Origin of the sequence: Paenimyroides ummariense (genome assembly GCF_900115115.1) — a bacterium.
Taxonomy (GTDB): Bacteria; Bacteroidota; Bacteroidia; order Flavobacteriales; family Flavobacteriaceae; genus Flavobacterium; species Flavobacterium ummariense.
The window spans coordinates 85127-104255 of record NZ_FOVI01000004.1 but is presented as its reverse complement, the minus strand read 5'-3'; the positions used below and the strand labels follow the sequence as shown (position 1 = coordinate 104255).

At 32.9% G+C, this 19129-nt stretch carries 20 protein-coding genes; 11 read left to right on the top strand and 9 right to left on the bottom strand.

What is annotated here, in order from left to right:
• From BM253_RS04420 to BM253_RS04405, 4 genes are read left to right on the top strand one after another with little or no spacing between them, the layout of a single operon-like run.
• The gene (locus tag BM253_RS04420; protein WP_091519798.1) at nt 1-480 is read left to right on the top strand and encodes a Na+/H+ antiporter subunit E; all 480 of its coding nucleotides are present in this window, start codon (nt 1-3) and stop codon (nt 478-480) included.
• A gap of 1 nt (nt 481) precedes the next feature.
• Nucleotides 482-757 (top strand): monovalent cation/H+ antiporter complex subunit F, encoded by a 276-nt coding sequence (locus BM253_RS04415; protein WP_091519795.1) that lies wholly within the window; start codon nt 482-484, stop codon nt 755-757.
• On the top strand, nt 750-1115 hold the full coding sequence (mnhG, locus tag BM253_RS04410) for a monovalent cation/H(+) antiporter subunit G (protein ID WP_091519792.1): 366 nt from the start codon (nt 750-752) through the stop codon (nt 1113-1115). Before BM253_RS04415 ends, mnhG begins: the two co-directional genes overlap by 8 nt.
• A 12-nt stretch (nt 1116-1127) precedes the next feature.
• Entirely contained in the window at nt 1128-1832 is a 705-nt protein-coding gene (locus BM253_RS04405) for a glycerophosphodiester phosphodiesterase (protein WP_091519789.1), read from the top strand.
• Between the two features lie 83 nt (nt 1833-1915).
• Here BM253_RS04405 and BM253_RS04400 read toward each other — a convergent pair whose 3' ends face one another.
• A complete protein-coding gene (locus BM253_RS04400; protein WP_091519785.1) occupies nt 1916-2605 on the bottom strand; it encodes an SIR2 family NAD-dependent protein deacylase in 690 nt (229 codons plus the stop codon).
• A gap of 44 nt (nt 2606-2649) precedes the next feature.
• Between BM253_RS04400 and BM253_RS04395 the strand changes: the two genes are divergently transcribed.
• The gene (locus BM253_RS04395) at nt 2650-3330 is read left to right on the top strand and encodes a TrmH family RNA methyltransferase (RefSeq protein ID WP_091519782.1); all 681 of its coding nucleotides are present in this window, start codon (nt 2650-2652) and stop codon (nt 3328-3330) included.
• Nucleotides 3331-3510: 180 nt separating this feature from the next.
• Here the strand turns inward: BM253_RS04395 and BM253_RS04390 are convergent, their stop codons facing one another.
• From BM253_RS04390 to BM253_RS04375, 4 genes are all read right to left on the bottom strand, one after another.
• Nucleotides 3511-4206 carry a LytR/AlgR family response regulator transcription factor gene (locus BM253_RS04390; protein ID WP_091519779.1) on the bottom strand — a complete coding sequence of 232 codons (696 nt, stop codon included), beginning with the start codon at nt 4204-4206 and terminating at the stop codon, nt 3511-3513.
• On the bottom strand, nt 4203-5249 hold the full coding sequence (locus BM253_RS04385) for a sensor histidine kinase (RefSeq protein WP_091519775.1): 1047 nt from the start codon (nt 5247-5249) through the stop codon (nt 4203-4205). The genes BM253_RS04390 and BM253_RS04385 overlap by 4 nt, the downstream gene beginning before the upstream one ends.
• A gap of 108 nt (nt 5250-5357) precedes the next feature.
• On the bottom strand, nt 5358-6515 hold the full coding sequence (locus BM253_RS04380; protein ID WP_091519771.1) for a hypothetical protein: 1158 nt from the start codon (nt 6513-6515) through the stop codon (nt 5358-5360).
• A 51-nt stretch (nt 6516-6566) separates the two neighbouring features.
• Entirely contained in the window at nt 6567-8258 is a 1692-nt protein-coding gene (locus tag BM253_RS04375) for an RluA family pseudouridine synthase (protein ID WP_091519767.1), read from the bottom strand.
• A 100-nt stretch (nt 8259-8358) separates the two neighbouring features.
• On the opposite strand from BM253_RS04375, the gene BM253_RS04370 reads away from it, so the two are divergent.
• Nucleotides 8359-8718 (top strand): DUF983 domain-containing protein, encoded by a 360-nt coding sequence (locus BM253_RS04370; protein WP_091519764.1) that lies wholly within the window; start codon nt 8359-8361, stop codon nt 8716-8718.
• Between the two features lie 3 nt (nt 8719-8721).
• Here the strand turns inward: BM253_RS04370 and BM253_RS04365 are convergent, their stop codons facing one another.
• A complete protein-coding gene (locus BM253_RS04365; RefSeq protein ID WP_091519760.1) occupies nt 8722-9606 on the bottom strand; it encodes a helix-turn-helix domain-containing protein in 885 nt (294 codons plus the stop codon).
• A 216-nt stretch (nt 9607-9822) separates the two neighbouring features.
• On the opposite strand from BM253_RS04365, the gene BM253_RS04360 reads away from it, so the two are divergent.
• The 5 genes from BM253_RS04360 to mqo all read left to right on the top strand — a co-directional run bounded on the left by BM253_RS04360 (nt 9823) and on the right by mqo (nt 16112).
• Nucleotides 9823-12111, top strand: a complete 2289-nt coding sequence (locus BM253_RS04360; RefSeq protein WP_091519757.1) for a DUF748 domain-containing protein — start codon at nt 9823-9825, stop codon at nt 12109-12111.
• 36 nt (nt 12112-12147) lie between these two features.
• Complete coding sequence (locus BM253_RS04355) at nt 12148-12894, top strand: SDR family NAD(P)-dependent oxidoreductase (RefSeq protein ID WP_091519753.1); 747 nt, start codon at nt 12148-12150, stop codon at nt 12892-12894.
• An 88-nt stretch (nt 12895-12982) separates the two neighbouring features.
• Nucleotides 12983-14164 (top strand): AIR synthase related protein, encoded by a 1182-nt coding sequence (locus BM253_RS04350; RefSeq protein WP_091519749.1) that lies wholly within the window; start codon nt 12983-12985, stop codon nt 14162-14164.
• Between the two features lie 13 nt (nt 14165-14177).
• Nucleotides 14178-14582 carry a Holliday junction resolvase RuvX gene (gene ruvX / locus BM253_RS04345; protein ID WP_091519746.1) on the top strand — a complete coding sequence of 135 codons (405 nt, stop codon included), beginning with the start codon at nt 14178-14180 and terminating at the stop codon, nt 14580-14582.
• Between the two features lie 39 nt (nt 14583-14621).
• Nucleotides 14622-16112: a malate dehydrogenase (quinone) gene (mqo, locus tag BM253_RS04340; RefSeq protein WP_091519743.1), complete on the top strand. Its 1491-nt coding sequence runs from the start codon at nt 14622-14624 to the stop codon at nt 16110-16112.
• A gap of 13 nt (nt 16113-16125) precedes the next feature.
• Here the strand turns inward: mqo and BM253_RS04335 are convergent, their stop codons facing one another.
• The 3 genes from BM253_RS04335 to tsaD are packed head-to-tail and all read right to left on the bottom strand — an operon-like array spanning nt 16126 to nt 19041.
• Nucleotides 16126-17304, bottom strand: a complete 1179-nt coding sequence (locus BM253_RS04335; protein ID WP_091519741.1) for a THUMP-like domain-containing protein — start codon at nt 17302-17304, stop codon at nt 16126-16128.
• A gap of 10 nt (nt 17305-17314) precedes the next feature.
• On the bottom strand, nt 17315-18019 hold the full coding sequence (locus BM253_RS04330) for a 16S rRNA (uracil(1498)-N(3))-methyltransferase (protein ID WP_091519738.1): 705 nt from the start codon (nt 18017-18019) through the stop codon (nt 17315-17317).
• A 2-nt stretch (nt 18020-18021) separates the two neighbouring features.
• Nucleotides 18022-19041 carry a tRNA (adenosine(37)-N6)-threonylcarbamoyltransferase complex transferase subunit TsaD gene (tsaD, locus tag BM253_RS04325; protein ID WP_091519736.1) on the bottom strand — a complete coding sequence of 340 codons (1020 nt, stop codon included), beginning with the start codon at nt 19039-19041 and terminating at the stop codon, nt 18022-18024.
• Nucleotides 19042-19129 lie beyond the last annotated feature (88 nt).

Here is a 19129-nt window from a genome sequence, read left to right as displayed (position 1 = left end):
ATGTTACAAAATTTCTTATTAAACATATTACTTACATTTGTTTGGGTGGCACTTACCGGTCAGTTAGATTATGCCAATTTTCTTTTTGGATACACCATGGGGTTCTTTATTTTGTGGATGGTAAACCGATCGATAAGAGCCAACACAGAGTATTTTTACCGTGTTCCTAAAATTTTTGCTTTTATATTTTTGTTTTTTTACGATTTGCTAAAAGCCAATTTTGAAGTTATGAAAGATGTTGTTACACCAAATTACAACATGAAACCCGGAATTGTTAAATATGAAATGGATGCAAAAACAGATTTTGAGATTACCATGCTGGCAAATATGATTGCGCTTACGCCGGGAACGGTTGTAATAGATTTGTCTAAAGACAAGAAATTTATGTATATTCATGTAATGTATCTTACAAATAAAGAAGAATTCAAAAGCACGTTGAGTAACAGAATTGAAAGAAAATTATTAGAAATACTTCGATAATATGACGGTTGAAGATTATATAGCGTATGTTGTAATGCCCATTATTTGTCTGGCGATTTTTTTTATAATTCTCCGATTTATAAAGGGACCGCAGGTTGTTGATAGGGTAGTAGCACTTGATTTAATGATTACAGTCGGGGTTGCATTTATAACACTTTTTAGTATTGTTGTAAATAATCCCATGTTTTTAGAAGAAGCCATGATTATGGCGCTGATTGCCTTTTTAAGTTCCGTGGCATTTTCTTACTATATTTTTAAAAGAAAAAGAGATGAATAATATTTTAATAATGATTTTAAGCACTTTAGGAGCCATTTTTATTTTAATAGCTTCGTTTGGTGTATTTAAAATGCCTGATTTTTATTCGCGATTATCAGTAACAATAAAAGCAGCAACTTTAGGAATTGGCTGTATTTTGGTTGCAGCGGTTTTATATTTTTCAGATTTTTCGGTAACAACAAAAGCCATTGCAATCATGTTTTTTCTGTTGATTACTTCTCCTGTTGCTGGTTTTTTGATAAGCAAAGTTGCTTACATGACAGGTACAAAACTTTGGAAAGATTCATTGATGGACGAACTGAAGGATGATTTGGAAAAAGAATCGAACAGTCAACAGAAAACAGAAAAAGAAAATTAATTTTTCAGTTATATGAAAAATAAAATCATTGCACACCGCGGTGCTTGGAAAGAATTTAATCTGCCACAAAACTCAATAGCTTCTTTAAAAAAAGCAATCGAATTAAAGTGTTTCGGAACAGAATTCGATGTTCATTTAACCAAAGATCTTATTGTGGTTGTTAATCATGATGCTGATTTTTTTGGACTGAATATCGAAACTACCAACTATAATGATTTATTGATTAAAGAATTGTCAAACCGAGAGAAACTTCCAGCATTAAATGATTTCTATTCTGAAGGATTGAATCAAACAGATACCAAATTAATTCTTGAAGTTAAAACTTCTAAAATTGGTGGAACTGATCGAACCAAACTACTGATTGATGTGATTGTAAATGGACTTCCAACCAACGCAAATCCCGAAAATTTAGAATTTATTTTGTTCGATTTTGATTCGGCTGTGTATCTAAAAAACAAACTTCCCAACTTTCTTGTTCATTATTTGGAAGGAGATAAAACTGCAAGTGAAGTTTTAAAAAGTGGTTTAAGCGGAATGGATTATAACTACAATTTGCTTTTAGCTGATAAAAACATCATTAAAGAATTTAAAGATTTAAACCTAAAAACAAATTCGTGGACGGTTAACAATTTAGAAATCGCACAAGAATTTATCTCTCAAAAAATTGATTGCATTACCACCGATTATCCGCAACTTTTTTTACAAAGCGGTTTGTAGTATTAGATTCTAAACGCTGCTAAATCACGACCTCACAGGTTTTAAATACCTGTGAGGTCTGTAATAATAACTCATAATCTTTATCAAGATAATTCTTTTAACAACTCCTTCAATTCCATCATTCCTTCGGATGCTTTTTTAGGAATCACTTTTATCTTCTTTCTAAAATAACTGGTTTCAGCAGGATTCAAATCAACATAAAAAAAGTGTTTTGCTTTATCGGCGCAATCTATCAAACCTGCTGCTGGATATACTTGCAAAGATGTTCCTACAATAACAATAATATCAGCTTTTTCAATGATCTTTACAGCGTTTTCAATTTCAGGAACTGCTTCGCCAAACCATACAATGTGTGGACGCAATTGGTGGTTTTTATCGTTTGTTGTTCCTTCTAAAATATCGGTTTTCCAATCGTAAATCAAGTCTTCGTTAACAACGCTTCGTGCTTTTAAAAGTTCGCCATGTAAGTGAATTATGTTTTCACTGCCGGCGCGTTCATGTAAATCGTCAACATTTTGAGTGATAATGGTTACGTTGAAATGTTGCTGTAAATCGGCAATTATTTCATGAGCCTTATTAGGTTGAACTTCCAACAACTGTTTTCTTCTTTGATTGTAAAAATCTAAGACTAATGCGGGGTTTTTCTCAAAACCATCAAAACTTGCAACTTCCATAATATCGTGTCCTTCCCATAAACCATCAGCATCTCTAAAGGTCTTTATGCCGCTTTCTGCCGAAATTCCAGCGCCTGTTAAAAAAACTAAATTTTTCATTGTATCTGCAAATAGTATCTTTGCTACTAAATTAAATAAAAGCCATGAATTTATCAGAATTATATAAAAGTGAAGATTACAGAAAATATTTGGAAGATTTTATTACCGAAAACAGAAAATTAAAGTTTAATGAAGTTTTAGAAAACAGAACCAAACATTTTTGTATTGCGGTGGAAGATGTGTATCAGCTGCATAATACAAGTGCGGTAATGAGAAGTTGCGAGGTTTTTGGTATTCAGGATTTACACATGATCGAACAAAAATTCAGCAAAACAATTGATAAAGAAATTGCGTTGGGTGCTGAAAAGTGGGTGGATATTCACCGACATTCATCTACACAGAATTGCTTGGACAGCTTAAAGAATCAAGGTTACCAGATTGTAGCAACAACTCCGCATGCCGATGCCCATGTTTTAGATGATTTTGATATCAGCAAACCGTCTGCAATATTCTTTGGGACAGAAAAAAATGGATTATCTCAAGAAATTATGGATCAGGCAGATGCTTATATAAAAATCCCTATGTATGGCTTTACAGAAAGCTTGAATATTTCGGTTTCGGCTGCCATTGTAATTAACAACATTACCAATAAATTACGAAATTCAACATTAAACTGGAAACTTTCAGAAGAAGAATTTCTATCTAAAAAAATAGATTGGATGCGTAAATCAATCAAAGATATCGATTTTATTACCGAACGGTTTTTAGCAGAAACCACTAAATAAGAAAAGTGGGTTTACCGAAATAAACCCACTTTAATAACCAAAAAAAACACTTATGAAAAACTCAAAAATTCTAAAACATTCTAATTACTTGTCCTGTAGTAGATGAGTTATAGTACAAATGTACAACGTTTTTTTTATTCTGCAAGTGTATTTAAATATTTTTTTTAGTTTGTCGGCAAATTATATTTTTTTGTCGGTTAAAAGCTGTAAAACAGTAGCTTTATAGGTATCGCCAACCGGAAATTCCTGATCATTGATAAAGATAAATTTACTTTGAACCGATGTAATTCTTTGCACAGGAATAATAAAAGATCTGTGAATTCTAATAAAATCTGATAGCGGTAATTGTTCCAAAATATTTTTCATAGACATGCGAGCAACAATTTTACTTTTACCTTCGATATGAATCTGAATATAATCATCTAAACCTTCAATAAATAGAATATTTTTTAGGTAGATTTTGTTCAATTTATAATCGGCACGTATCAATATAAAAGGATCTTCTACACCAGAAACAGGCAACTGTTTTAATCTTTTTACTTTTTCAACCGCAGTTTCAAATCGTTCGTACGCAATAGGTTTCAGCAGATAATCAACGGCATTCACGTTAAAACCTTCCACTGCATAACTATCAAAAGCGGTCGTAAAAATCACCAGTGGTTTGTTTTGGATCGATTTATAAAATGAAACTCCGTCGTTTTCGGGCATCTGAATATCCAAAAAAATCAAATCAACCGGAAATTTCTCCAGATAATTCAATGCTTCTTGTTGCGATGTAAATGTTTTTTCTAAAACAACATCCGTACTCTTACTGCACAAATGCTCTAAAATTGTTAAAGCCAGCGGTTCATCGTCAATTGCAATTGCTTTTATCATTTTAAATTTATTTTTAGTTGCACTTTGTAATCCGTATCGGTATTTTCAATGTTCAATTTGTATTTGTTAAGATACAGAATATCTAAACGTTTTTGAGTATTAATAATTCCTGTTTCGGTTTTTTCTAATTCGCTGATATTTTTTGCTACTTTTTTATTGAAAGTTTCCAACAAAATTTCGTTATTATCAACCGAGATATGAATTTTAATAACTACATTTTCTGTTTGATTAACTCCATATTTAAAGCAATTTTCAATAATCGGAATAAAAAGTAAGGGTGCAATGGTTTGATTTTCTACAGATCCGGAAATTTGATAATCGATTTGTGTATTTTTTGTCAAACGGAGTTTTTGCAAATCGATATAATCAGAAATATAATCTAATTCACTCTTTAAAGATACTTTCTCTTTTGAACTTTCGGTTACAACATACCTCATAATCGACGATAATTTTAAAATAGCATTCGGTGCATCATCTGATTTTACTAAAGATAAAGCGTACAAAGAGTTTAATGTATTGAATAAAAAGTGAGGATTAATCTGTGCTTTCAGATACGATACTTCGCTCTTCAACATATCCTGCTGCATACCATTTATGTATTGATTGGTCTTTAACAAAATCCCGATTGATAACGCCAGATAAAATTGATACGCATTTTTATCGATTAAAAATTCCATAAAAAAAGGCATTTCTGGTCGTGGACCTCTTCCTTTATAATCAGGATTTTGAGCGATCAATGCGCAATGAATTTGTTCGTTTGTAATGATTAAATCGGGAAGTTTAACTGCAATTAGCAAGAAAACCACTGATACCGCTATAAATATTAAATACTTTTTTTTGTGATAGAAGTAAGGTACAAACAGGAAATAGTTCAGATAAAAATAAACGACAATAATTAAGGTTTCTATACAACGTTTGTAGAAAATAAGCGAATTAAAAAACGAAGGATTATTTTGTAAATCGGGCGATGTTATAAACGGTATTCCAAAAAATAAAATGGAAACTACTAAAACTATTGCTGTTTGCTGATGCTTTTTAAACATGGTAATAAAATAAACATCAAATATAAATTAAATAAAAACACATGCTAATTTATTGAGGTTAAGCGGTATTTTTTAAAAGAGAACAGGCTGACGAATGTCAGCCTGTTTTTATTTTATAACTTTATGCAATTCTACTGGTTTTGTTGTATCAAAATGATAACGATATGTTCTTAATTTTCTACTTAAATCGGCACCTAAACCTTTGGCTACATTTATCATTTTTGGGTTAAAATCGCCAATCCACTGCATTTCGTAATCTGTATAAGGTAACTCGTCTTTCATCACTTTTTGACCTTCGATAATCATAAAATTATCAACACCTTTTCCCTGCCATTCGGGTACAACGCCAAATGCAACACCTACAACACGTTTACTCTTTCTAAAAGTTTTGTACCAAAGAAATTTAAGTTTATGTAAAAGTCCGAACTTTCCATTCAAATGCTTAAAATACTGATTTAAATCGGGTAAATTCAACCAAAAAGCAACTGGTTCATTTTTATAATATACAAACCACACAATTTTAGGATCGATAACCGGTTTCATTGTTTTAAAAATCAGCTTTCCTTGTGATAACGAAATATCTTTTCCGCCTCCATGACTTGCCCACGCTTTATTGTAGATCGTAACAAAATCGGTAACATATTTGTCTAAATTATTCAGCTTTAAATATTCAGCTTTAAAATTGGAATCTTTAGCAATATTTTCGTGACGTTCGTGTAATTTAGGTTGTAATTGCTGCGTTATTGGCAATGAAAAACATTCCTGATTAAAATAGGTTTTGAAACCATAATTTTCGAATAAATCAATATAATAAGGAAAATTGTAATTCATATTGTACAACGGTTCGTAGAAACCTTCAATCAGCAAACCCCACCATTGATCACGTTCACCGAAATTTATCGGTCCGTCCATGGTTTCCATTTTATACTGTTTCAACCATTCCTTTGCCTGATCGAACAAATAATTTGCAGCAGTTTGATCGTTGATACATTCAAAAAAACCAATGCCGCCAACAGCCGCTTTTCCTTCGTATTTAGGATTTACAAAAGCTGCAATTCTACCAATTACTTCATCGTTTCCGTTAAACAATATCCAACGAATTGCTTTACCGCCACGTTTAAAAAGCTTGTTTTTTTCAAGATCAAAAACTTTCTCAATGTCTTGATTTAAAGGTTGGATCCAATTTTTATCGTTCTGATATAATTTTACGGGAAAATCTAAAAATTGCTTGCGCGTTTTGTTATTTTTAACTTCTACTGTGTACATAGCCGTGATTAATCAACACAAATGTACAAAAAGTTTGTGAGGTTGATTTGCTTAAAAATCTGGATCTGCCTTAAAAATAACCCATTCTTTTGTGATTGGATGGAAAAATTCCAACGTATGTGCGTGCAAATGCAGTCGATTTGATTTTGTGCCGTACAAATCGTCGCCCTTAATTGGAGCATTTAATCCTGATTTATGAGCCGAATGTACACGTAACTGATGTGTTCTGCCCGTTATTGGAAAATATTGAATTCGGGTTGAATTTTCAGTTTTTGATAATACTTTGAAATCGGTAATGCCCATTTTTCCATATTCGTAACAGACAATTTGTCGCGGACGATCGTCTAAATCAACTCGTAAAGGCAGTTCGATTTTACCGGAATCCGTTTCGATCAATCCATCTAACAAGGCAATATAACTTTTCTTTACTTTGCGTTTTATAAACTGTTTTTGAAGATTTTCGTGCGTGTCTTTATTTTTAGCAAGAACCATTAATCCAGAGGTGGACATATCTAACCGATGCACAATTAACGGACCAGTTGCGTGCGGATACCTGTGTTTGATACGTTCGTAAACCGAATCGCTGATGTTGATTCCGGGTACCGATAAAAATTCTGCAGGTTTGTTGATAACCACCAAATAAGGATCATCGTAAATAATTTCCAATTCTTTGTCTTTTGCAGGATTTTGTAAAAACGGATTTTCATCTACCTGCAATCCTTTAAGCATGTGACTTAAAATGGGTTCGCACTTACCCCAACACGACGGATAAAATTGTTTGTGTTTGCGAACTTCTGATTTTGGCGATTGTCCCCACCAGAATTCTGCCAAAGCAATTGGCTTTAAATTATTTTTGTATGCGTACTGAAATAATTTGGGTGCACAACATTCGCCGGCACCAGCAGGAGGTTGGGAGTGAAGTGCCGTTTTAAATATATCGAGCAGTGATTTTTCTTCACTTTCGGCATTTAAAAAAGTGTAGTTTGTAAAAAGCCAGTTTTGTAATGCATTCGATTTTGTTTTGCGAAGATTCTTCAGAATTTCAATTTGATTTGTTAAGATGGAAATTTCTTTTTTGATTGAATTTAATTCTGTTTCAAAATTATTGGTTAATTCTTTCAGCAAATGTTTGTCGTATAAACTCTGCTTGATTAAATCAGCTTCAAATTTTTGGTATTCTTCAACAGAAAGTATTTCTTTTTTTAGAAGACGTTCTTCTTTTCTTGACTTTTTATTGATTTTAATCTTTTCTTTAAAAGAATCAATTTCATGCTTGGCAGTTGCTTCTAAATCAGTTATTTTTCTTTGAAGATTTTTTAAATCTGTATTATTTTCTAACGATTCAATTTCTCTATTTATGGCATTCAGTTCTTCTTCTTTCCGTAAAAAATAACCGTTATCAGTTAGCATATCAAAAACAGGCGGAACAAAAAATGCAACAGAATTACTGTTTGCCAATTTGCCTGAATAAGCTGCTAAAAATCCTAATTCTCCATTATTTTCAACAATTAAAACACCAAACATTTTACCAATTGGTAATAAATCAGCATTGTTTTCTAAACCGAAATTATGTTGCAATTTACCATTTGTTTCCAGAAAATGTTGCACTTGTTCAGCAGCAATTTCGCATAACGGATGCACATCATAATAAAACGGGAAATTTAATTTTTCAGGTAATTTTATAGTAGATACATCTTCGTTAAAAGTAATAAAACAAGGTGTTTCTGCCGAATTTGTATTCATGTAAAATTTAATTAAATGTCTGAATTGTGCAACTAATTGCGTTTTTTTGAAACGGTTTAACGTGATAAATAGTCATATATTTGTACAAAATTAATAAGAAATGTCTTACGTAAGTAAAGTTTTAGATGGTACTTGTCCCAAATGCGGCGGAACCAAAGTTTTTAAGGTAAAAGGAAATCCGTTTTTGTTTAGAATGCCGGTTATGAATGAGCGTTGTTCAAAATGCAACTATTCGTTTCACCGCGAACCTGGTTTTTATTTTGGTGGAATGTATATGAGTTATGCTTTAACGGTGGCTGAAATGGTGGCAGTTTTTGTTTTGGGATTATTGTTTAACGTAGGTTTTTTAAGTATTTTTATTGGTGTTGTGCTTGTAATATTAATATTATCTACGTTTAATTATCGTGTATCGCGTTTAATGTGGCTTAATCTATTTTACAAAAAAGAAGACGAAGTTTAAGAATTATCTTTCGTTTTTGTATAATTTTCTAAAATCTGACGCGGTAATTTCAACCTGCTTTTTAAACAAACGCGAAAAGTAAGTATAATCACTAAAACCTAAATCAAACGCGATTTCGTTTAAGGTTTTATCGGTATAAAGCAACTGGCGTTTCGCTTCCAGAATAATGCGACCGGTAATAATTTCGGTAGTTGTTTTTTGGGTGATAGACTTAACAATTCTATTTAAATGTTTCTGTGTAATATTCAATAAATCAGCATATTCTGTTGCTGATTTTATTTTTGAAAAATGTTCGTCTACCAATTTTTCAAATTTTGAAAAGACTGATTGATAATGTCTTAAATCTGAAAAGTTAACAGCACTCTGTGTTTCTAAAAATCGGTTTAAATTAATATAGATTTGTGTTAAATACGATAAAATCATCTGCTTTTTCTTCCATTCTTCATTTGCAGATTCTAATAAAAGTGTTTTAAAAAGATCTTCAATCAATCGGCATTTATCTTCAGTTAAATAGATACATTTATCGGAGTAATTCGATTCAAAAAAAGGAAAATCTTTAATGGAATTATTTACATACGTCATTTCATAAAAATCTTCGGTATGAAAAAATATGTATCCGTCAATATCGTCTGAAAGTTCCCACGAATGGGTTTGTCCGGGATACAGAAAAAAGACCGATCCTGGTTTTACTTCGTACTTATTAAAATCAATTTCGTGCATTCCTGTGCCTTTGGTAAACAGAAAAACGGCATAAAAATTATGCTTGTGCGGCTTTTCAATTCGCGAGTGATGTAAAAGCAAATGATAGGTTATGGTGTTGGCATAAAAAGAGTTTTCAGGCTCTTTGTTTTTAAAATCATTTATTTTTAACAGTTTGATTTCAGACATTTTAAAAATTTATTTGCGTAATCAATTAAAAATCAATACTTTTACTACATTACAAAATTAAACTTTGTATTTCATATTTATTTAGAGATTGCCAAGGGTTCTTGGCAATCTTTTTATTTATACATTATTGTGGTTTAAAATTAGTTTATAATTGTTTGTAAAACTAAAAAAGCATTTGAATATTTTTTGTTACATTTAATAAAAAATGTAGCTTTTATGAAAATCACCAAGCCTGTAAAAATCATAGGTATTATTGCCTTGTCTGTACTATTGTTGGCAGTTATAGTAAATGTTACAATAAATGTGATTATTAAAAATCAGCTTCCTAAAATTATAGAAGACAAAAACGACACCGCCTATAATTTGGTTTATAATGATATGAATTTTTCTATTTTCAGCAATAGTCTGTCTATAGAAAATGTGGAACTGACACCCAAGAAGAATGCCGATATTAAAAAAGACATCGATTTTTTTGGTAAGGTAGAACGCATCAGCGTTACCGGTGTAAATTTCTACGAATTAATCAAAAATAAAAATCTTAAAGCCTACACCATTTCTGTTATTGGTCCGGAAATTACTGTTTTAAAACCTGCAGTTCGTGATACGCTTAAAAGTGAATCGAAGTTATCTTCAATTATCGATATTGATAAAATAAGTGTGCAAAAAGCGCATTTAAAAATGATGACTGCCGGAAACGATACCTTATTACACGAAATCTTTAATTTCAACGCAGAGATCGACGGAATTCACATGGGAAAATATACGGTGCAAAAAGATATTCCATTTACTTATACCGATTATAGTTTTAAAATTGACTCTGTTTACAGTGTGGTAAATGATCTGCAAATTGTAAAATCGAACAGTATTGCTATTGATATGCAGAATATTTCGGTGAATAATTTTAGACTGTTGCCATACAAAACATCAAAAGAATTTAAAAATACGCAGACCGAAGCAAATACCCGATTATTGGTTGATGTGCCTAAACTTACTCTGAAAAATACCGATTGGGGCTATAATAAAACCGACGATTTGTTTGTGAAGATCGGCGCAATTTCTATTGATTCGATTAACGTGAAAATTTTGGATCAGAAAAATCAAACGGTGGTTCAACAAGCAAAAAAGGATACCGAAAAAATGGTGCAGCCGCTGATTCCTTTTCAGTTGGATGTTGATCAAATCGATATAAAAAAATCCGCATTTAATTCGTTAGGAGTTTTAAATGTGAGCAATTTTGATATCAAAATCAAGAAAATATCAAACAAAGTAAAACAACATTTAGTAATTGATGAATTTCAGTTGAATAACCCGCAATTTGTACATGTTCCAAAGAAAAATCCATCTAAAAAAACAAGCGAACCAAGTAAACTAAACGATCTTGTTTTAATTAATAAAGTGTCGGTAAACAACGCCAATTACGTTTTAAAAGATCATGCAGCAAAATATAAAAAACTAACCGTAAACAATTTTAATTTAACCTTAAGTGATATTCGGGTTGACGATAAAACGGTTTTAGAAAATGTTCCGTTTGTGTATAAAAATCCGTTGCTAACAACAGGGAAAATTCATTTTGATACTGGTAAAGACTACAACATTCACGCAGCTGGAATTGTACTGAAACAAGCTAATGCATCGGTGAAAAATTTTAAAATGATTCCGAAAATAAGTCGAAAACAACATGCAGCAAAATTAAAATACGCTCAAGATTATTACAATTTATCGGCAAATGAGTTGCAATTCAATAATTTTACTTGGGGATTTGATGCGCAAGATGAATTTTTCATAAAGTTTAAAGAAGTGCTTTTAAACAATATGGATGCGCAAATTTACCGCGATGTTTCAGTTCCTTTAAATCCTAAAGAAAATCATTTGTATAGCTACAGATTGCGAAATGTTGATTTTCCGTTTGAAATACAAACTTTAAAAATCAAGAATTCAAAACTTTCGTACGAAGAAGATACCGCAACGAGTACCAATCCGGGTAAGCTTACTTTTGCGAATTTTAATTTAACAGCAACCAATCTTTACAGCGGATACAAGCGTTCTAACGGACCAAAAACCCAGATATTTGTTAAAACAAAATTTATGCAGCAAGGCGATTTGGTGGCAAGCTGGCAGTTTGATATTATGGATCGATCTGAAAAATTCAACATTAATGGCGATTTAAAAAACTTTCCGGCTCCGGCAATGAATCCGTTTCTAAAACCTTATTTAAAAGTGCAGGCAGATGGAAAAATCGATCACATGGCATTTAATTTCAGCGGAAACAATAATACGGCAACGGGGCAGTACGCCATGGATTTCAACAATTTAAAAATGACGCTGCTTAATAAGGAGAATAAAGAACGTAAATTTTTAACAGCAGCTGCCAATATGGTGGTTCGATCGAACACCGACGGATTTAAAAAAGTGGAAATTAAACCTGTTGACCGTACTAAAGAAAAGTCGTTCTTTAATTATTTATGGCAATGCATAATGCAAGGCTTAAAACAAACCGTTATTTAAAAATGTGTTTTACCTTTGCCAAAAGATTTCGTTAAAATGAAAACAATACTTATTACCGGTGCCAGTTCAGGAATTGGCTATGCAACTGCAAAAATTTTGGCTGAAGGAAACCGATTGATTTTATGTGGAAGAAGGTTGGAAAGATTACAACAACTGCAAGCCGAACTTATTGATACACCAACTTTATTATTACCATTTGATGTTGCTAAGAAAGAAGAAGTTTTTACTGCTTTTGAATCGATACCTACCGAATGGCAAAATATTGATGTTTTGATTAACAACGCAGGTAATGCACACGGTTTGGCGAGTTTTCAAGATGCCGATTTAGATGATTTGGATGCGATGATTGATATCAACGTAAAAGGATTAATTTACGTTACCAAAGCGTGTTTGCCACTCATTAAAAATTCCGATAATGCACATATTGTAAATATTTCATCGATTGCCGGTAAACAAGCGTATGCAAACGGAACAACTTATTGCGCATCAAAATGGGCGGTAGAAGCACTTACAAAAGGCATGCGTTTAGATTTTCTTCCGTTGGGAATTAAAGTTACAGGAATTGCTCCAGGTGCTGTAGAAACCGAATTTTCTTTGGTTCGATTTAAAGGGAATGAAGATATCGCAAGTAAAGTATATCAAGGTTATGAGCCTTTAAAAGCAGAAGATATTGCCGCAAATATCGCATTTGCAGTAAATCAGCCAAAACATGTGCAGGTAGCCGATATTACCATTTTGCCGCAAGCACAAGCCGATGCTACGACAATTTTGCGTACTTTGTAACAAATTATGCAATCGTTAGATATTTGTTATTAATTCCATTGCAAAACATTGTTTTTAAATGTAAATTTGCACAACAACACACAAAAATATGAGTTCAGATAATAGTACAAATCGTTATGCGCAACGTGGGGTATCTGCCCAAAAAGAAGATGTGCATAATGCTATTAAAAACATTGATAAAGGTTTATTCCCTAAAGCTTTCTGTAAAATTGTTCCCGATTATTTAACCAATGACGAAGATTATTGCTTAATTATGCATGCCGATGGCGCTGGAACAAAATCGTCTTTGGCGTATCTTTATTGGAAAGAAACCGGCGATTTATCTGTTTGGAAAGGTATCGCACAAGATGCCTTAATCATGAATATCGATGATTTGTTGTGTGTTGGTGCTACAGATAACATCATGTTGTCTTCTACAATTGGTAGAAACAAAAATCTGGTTCCTGGCGAAGTTATTTCGGCAATTATCAACGGAACGGAAGAATTGATTGAAGAATTGAAGAAGTTTGGAGTGACTATTCATTCTACAGGTGGCGAAACGGCTGATGTTGGTGATGTTGTTCGAACAATTATTGTAGATTCTACCGTAACGGCTCGAATGAAACGCAGCGATGTAATTGACAATGCCAATATTAAACCGGGTGATGTTATTGTTGGTTTGGAATCTTTCGGACAGGCAACTTACGAGAAAGAATACAATGGCGGAATGGGCAGCAACGGTTTAACATCTGCTCGTCACGATGTTTTTGCACATTATCTGGCCGAAAATTACCCTGAAAGTTTTGATCCGTCAGTACCAAAAGATTTGATCTATTCTGGCGCAAAGAAATTGACTGATGACGTAGAAGGATCGCCAATAAACGCTGGTAAATTAGTGCTTTCTGCAACTAGAACCTACGCACCAATCATAAAAGAAATTTTAGCAAAATTTAATGCAACTGATGTGCACGGAATGGTGCATTGTTCGGGTGGTGCACAAACAAAAATTTTGCATTTTGTAGATAATGTTCACGTAATTAAAGATAATTTGTTCGATGTTCCGCCGTTATTTAAGTTGATACAAGAGCAATCGCAAACGGGTTGGAAAGAAATGTATCAGGTTTTCAACTGCGGTCACAGAATGGAATTGTACGTTAACCCTGAAATTGCAGAAGAAATTATTGCTATTTCTAAATCGTTTAACGTAAACGCACAAATTGTAGGAAGGGTAGAAGCTTCTGATTCTAAAAAGTTAACCATACAATCTAATTACGGAACGTTTGAATACTAATAATTTCAAGCTAATGGCAATTGATTACGGTGGAAAACGTATCGGAATTGCCGTGACCGACGAAATGCAGATCATCGCATCGGGATTGACAACTGTTGAAACAAAGACCATTTTTACGTTTTTAGAAAATTATTTTAAAACAGAAAAAGTATCAAAAATAATAGTTGGCGAACCAAAGCGTATGAACAATGAAGCATCGAGTATCGGAGCTGAAATTAACAAGTTCGTAGAAAAATTAGCAAATCTGTATCCGCAGATAGAAATTATAAGGATGGATGAACGTTTTACATCTAAAATCGCTTTTCAAACAATGATCGATAGCGGTTTAAAGAAAAAACAACGACAAAACAAAGCCTTAGTCGATGAAATTGCAGCAACCATTTTACTGCAAGATTACATGAGCAGCAACAGGTTTTAACATAAATTAAGCAAGTTTTAAATAACAGATCATTTAAAAATGTCAACAAACAAAAGTACAGAAAGCGATGTAGTATTAATTGGTGCCGGAATCATGAGCGCTACACTTGGGTTGTTACTTAAAGAATTAAATCCGAAAGCAACAATTGAAATTTTTGAACGTTTAGACAGTGCTGCGCAAGAAAGTTCAGATGCTATGAACAATGCCGGAACGGGTCATGCAGCTTTCTGTGAATTAAATTATACGCCCGAAAAAAACGGTGTGATTGATACAACTAAAGCATTAGATATTTGCGAACAGTTTGAAGAATCTCGTCAGTTTTGGTCGTATTTGGTGAATAAAAACATTATCCAATCTCCAAAATCATTTGTAAATACGGTACCTCACATGAGTTTTGTTTGGGGCGATGCAAATGTAAATTTCCTTAAAAAACGACACGAAGCTTTAAAAACACAACCGCTTTTTGAAGCAATGGAATACAGCGAAGATACCGAAACCATAAAAAACTGGGCTCCGCTGATTATGGAAAAACGTAAAGCTGATCAAAAAGTGGCGGCTACCTATATGAATTTAGGAACCGATGTCAATTTTGGCGAATTAACTAAGCGAATGATTAAACATCAGCTAAAACAAGATGGTGTTAAAGTTACTTTTAATACGGAAGTTTACGATTTAAAGCGAACGCAAGATGGTAAATGGAAGGTTTCTGTAAAAGATATTAAAACAGGTGAAAAACGCACGGTAACATCAAAATTTGTGTTTATTGGTGCGGGCGGCGCTTCTATTTTATTGTTGAAAAAATCTGGAATTCCTGAAGGAAAAGCGTATGGTGGCTTTCCGGTTTCTGGTCAATGGTTGGTTTGTGAAGACGAGCAGTTGGCAGAACAACATTTTGCAAAAGTTTACGGATTGGCATCTGTTGGTGCACCACCAATGTCGGTTCCGCATTTGGATACCCGTTTTGTAAACGGCAAAAAATCATTATTGTTTGGTCCTTATGCAGGTTTTTCAACCAAATTCTTAAAAACGGGTTCGTATTGGGATTTGTTCAGTTCTATTTCAACAGGAAATATCGGAACAATGGTTGGCGCTGGTTTGGATAACATGGGATTGACAAAATATTTGATTTCTGAAGTATTGGCATCGCCTGAGAAAAAATTAGCTTCGTTAAAAGAATATTTTCCAAATGCCAAAAAAGAAAATTGGAGATTGGAAATTGCAGGTCAACGTGTACAAACAATGAAACGCGATAAAAATGGTAAAGCAGAATTAGCTTTTGGAACCGAAGTGGTAAACGCAGCCGATGGTAGTTTGGCGGTTTTATTAGGTGCTTCTCCAGGTGCATCAACAACAGTTACCATTATGTTGAAGTTGATTGAAAAATGTTTTCCAAACGAATTTAAGTCGCCAGAATGGCAGGCAAAATTCAAAGAAATGATTCCTTCTTTTGGATTAAAATTAAACGATCATCCGGAATTATTAAAAGAATTAAGAGCAGAAACTTCTAAAACATTAGAATTGAAATATTAAAGAAAACGACCGATTAATTATCGGTCGTTATTTTTTTACAAATCACGACAATTTTATCATTATTCAAATCAGTAGTAAAAAAAGCATACAAATCGCCACCGTCTTTTATTTTATGTTTTTTACGGATTTCCTCCACTTTTAAAGGAAAATTTCGAGTGGTTATATTACACTTTGTATTTTCTAAAAACTTAATATCTTTTTTATTGTACGAAACAATTTGTTCTATTTTGAAAGATCGACCTGGAAAATCAATCAATTCATTTGAAGTATATAAATGCGAATGTTTGTGCAGTTTACTTACATTGAATTTTACAGCAATACTGTTGTAAGCCCCCAATTTAAGATAACTGCTGAATGGTTCATAAAGATAATTTAACGGAAGTGATAACTGTGAATCTGCAGTATCATTTAAAGAAAAAGTATCTTGATGAATGGTTCCATCATTTGAAATATTGACTGCAATAAGTTCTGCTTGATCTGTGAAATCTTTTTGCAGAAAAATTAAAAGCTCTTTCACTTCGTTTTGTAAACCAATCGCATAAATAGTTTTAACGTTGTTTAATTCGTTTAAAATGGACGAAATATCAAGTAACGGAGCGACTTTAATTAAAATATTGTCTGATTTTTCAAACAACAAATCATGCAACTCAACAACGTTTGGTGTACAATCTTTCAAAAGAAAAACTTTCGTTTTTTTATCATCTCTTCGAGCAGGATCAATATAAATCCAATCAAATTTTTCAGTTGAATTTTGCAAGTAAGAAATACTGTCACCTGAAACAGTTTCGATATTATCTGCATTCAACACTTTAAAGTTATGTTGAACAATTGCTGATAAATCTTCTTGAAATTCGCAATGAACAACTTTTTTAAAACGTTTAGCAAAATAAAAATCATCCACACCAAAACCACCTGTTAAGTCGATTAGTTTTTCTCCTGAAATTAATTCTGCTTTAAACTTTGCCAAGGTTTCCGATGAAGTTTGTTCAATTGATAAGGTGCTTGGAAAAATAATATCATCGTTACCAAACCAAGTGGGTAATTTTTTTTCGGCTTTCTGTTTTGCTTGTATCTGATTTAAAATCCAAGACCATTCATAATCAACAAACGGATTTTTCTTTAAAGCTAATTTATTAATGTCTTGCTTTAAGTTGTCTTTTATAAATCGTTTTAAATCAGATGTTAATATCATAAAATTTAAACTAATTATTAGCTAAAACCAACGTATGACAACCGACAATTGCAGCAGTCTCGGTACGCAAACGTGTATTCCCTAAAGCAACGGGCAAATAACCTTTCGCCAATGCTTTGTTGATTTCGTTTGTAGAAAAATCACCTTCAGGACCAATCAACAACGTATAATTCTGTTGTGTTTCAATTCGGTCTTTTAATTCAACTTTATCGGTTTCTTCACAGTGTGCAATAAATTTTTGTCCGTTGATTTCTTTCAATAAAAAATCGGTCAGCTTTATTGGTTCGTTTAAAATGGGTAAATACATTTGGTTTGATTGCTTCATGGCACTGATTAAAATTTTATCAAAACGTTCGGTCTTGATAATCTTTCGTTCAGAATGATCGCAAATAATAGGGGTAATTTCATCCACGCCAATTTCAGCAGCTTTCTCTAAAAACCATTCGTAACGATCGTTCATTTTTGTAGGTGCAACCACCATGTGAATTCGAAAATTTCTTGGTTCAGTGAATTGCGATTCGTTTATTTTAACCACACATTTTTTTTCAGATGCTAAAATAACTTCACAAAAAAACAAAAAACCTTTTCCGTTGGTAATGTGTAAAATAGAACCTTCTAATTTGCGTAAAACTTTAACAATGTGTTTACTTTCTTCTTTGTCAAAAGTGAACTCATTTGTTTCATTGTCTATATCCGGAGCGTAAAATAACTGCATAATTAAAACTCTAATCTTGCTTTAGAAACTACTTCATCATCACTAAAAATTCCTAAATTAAATTTATGATAACCAACAATACCAATCATTGCGGCATTATCGGTTGTATATTCAAATTTTGGAATAAAGGTTTTCCAACCGTATTTGGTTTCGGTTTCTTTTAAAGCTTTGCGAATGCCCGAATTCGCCGATACACCGCCGCCAATTGCAATCTGGGTAATTCCGGTTTGTTCAACGGCAAGCTTCATTTTATCCATTAAAATTTTAATGATGATGTTTTGCACAGAAGCACAAATATCATCGATATTTTCTTTAATAAAATCAGGATTTTTTTGAACTTCTTTCTGAATAAAATATAAAATCTGCGTTTTTAAACCCGAAAAACTAAAATTCAATCCGTCAACTTTTGGTTTGGTAAACATGTATGCTTTTGGGTTTCCGTTTTGTGCATGTTTGTCAATCAAAGGTCCACCTGGATAAGGAAAACCTAATATTTTTGCTGTTTTATCATAAGCCTCACCAACAGCATCATCGGTCGTTTCGCCTAAAATTTCCATATCAACAAAAGAATTCACTTTCACAATCTGTGTATGTCCGCCACTAATTGTCATCGCCAAAAACGGAAATGTAGGTTTATCAAATCCTTCTTCATCAATAAAATGAGCCAAAATATGAGCGTGCATGTGGTTTACGGCAATCAACGGAATATCTAACGCCATACTTAACGATTTCGCAAAAGAACCACCAACCAGCAAAGATCCCATTAAACCCGGACCTTGCGTAAATGCAATAGCACTTAAATCGGTTTTTTGTATGCCGGCTTTTTGCAAGGCAACTTCTACAACGGGCACAATATTTTGCTGATGTGCGCGGGAAGCCAATTCGGGAATTACACCGCCGTACAACTCGTGAATTTCCTGCTTTGCCACCACATTGCTCAATACTTTATCGTTGCATAATACGGCTGCACCGGTATCATCGCACGAACTTTCAATCGCCAAAATGTACTTTAATTGTTCCATTGTAAAAAATCGGTATAATTTATGTGTATAAAGTATATTAAATACCGTATTAACTTACATAAATTAGTATTTTTGTTTCTTTAAATTA